The organism is Aedoeadaptatus coli (assembly GCF_900343085.1).
In the GTDB taxonomy this organism is placed as follows: Bacteria; Bacillota; Clostridia; order Tissierellales; family Peptoniphilaceae; genus Aedoeadaptatus; species Aedoeadaptatus coli.
Window position 1 is genome coordinate 1 of the sequence record NZ_OPYI01000036.1, and the last position, 1,136, is coordinate 1,136.

The 1,136-nt window shown below is 50.7% G+C and carries 1 protein-coding gene; it reads left to right on the forward strand.

Features of this window, described 5'->3' with window-relative positions:
- Positions 1 to 191: 191 nt before the first annotated feature.
- The coding region (locus DG046_RS09575; protein ID WP_108832263.1) for an IS1182 family transposase at positions 192 to 1,136 on the forward strand (945 nt) is incomplete at its 3' end.

Below are 1,136 nucleotides of genomic sequence, written 5' to 3' on the forward strand. Positions count from 1 at the left end.
AGTATGAGAATAGGCGCTTTAGCGCCAACTGGGGAATTGTTGCAAGAGGAAGAAATTCAGAGCACGAAAGTGCTGCCGGTAACAGCCCCTTATAGGGGCAAAACAAACCACCGGCTAAGCCGGTGGTTCTGATTGTGTCATCAAACAGCATCCGCCTCAATTATAGTAAAATAGAGAAAAAGGAGGTTGCCATGCTACACAAAGAAGACAAGAAAAAAGTAGAACAAATTCAAATGATTGCTCTGGACCAACTCGTGCCGGCAGATCATCTTTTGCGAAAAATTGACCGTTACGTGGACTTCGACTTCATCTATGACCTGGTGGAAGACCTTTACTGTCTAGACAACGGCCGACCCAGCATCGACCCCGTGGTTCTCATTAAACTCGTCTTCCTTCAACACCTTTATGGCATTCGCAGCATGCGCCAAACCATCAAAGAAGTCGAAGTCAACCTGGCCTATCGTTGGTTCTTGGGACTCGACTTCTACGATAAAATCCCCCACTTCACCACCTTTGGGCAAAACTACCGTCGGCGTTTTCAAGACACCGACCTCTTTGAGTCCATCTTCACCAACATCCTTCAACAAGCCATGGACCAAGGCTTCGTCGACACACGCCTCCAATTCGTCGATGCCACCCACGTCAAAGCCCATGCCAATCGCCACAAAAACAAAAAAGCCGTGGTGAAAAAACACGTGCGCAGCTACCAACAACAGCTGGAAAAAGAAATTGCCGACGATCGAAACGCACACGGAAAAGACGACCTCAAACCACCGAAAAACCCGCCCAGCGATACCACCACCATTACACAATCCACCACCGATCCCGAAAGCGGCCTCTTTCACAAAGGCGAGCACAAAGAAGTCTTTGCCTACACCATCCAAACCGCCTGCGACGCACACGGTTGGATCCTCGCCTGTCAAAGCTTTCCCGGCAACCGCCACGACAGCAGCACCTTCTTCGACTTCCTCCCCAAACTCCAAGCTTTAAAACCGGAAAAACTCGTCATGGACGCCGGCTACAAAACCCCGGCCATCGCCAAAACCCTCCTTGAAAAAGACATCCTGCCCGTCTTCCCCTACACCCGGCCCAAACGAAGACCGACACTCGACGACCCCTACTACAAGCGCGACTTC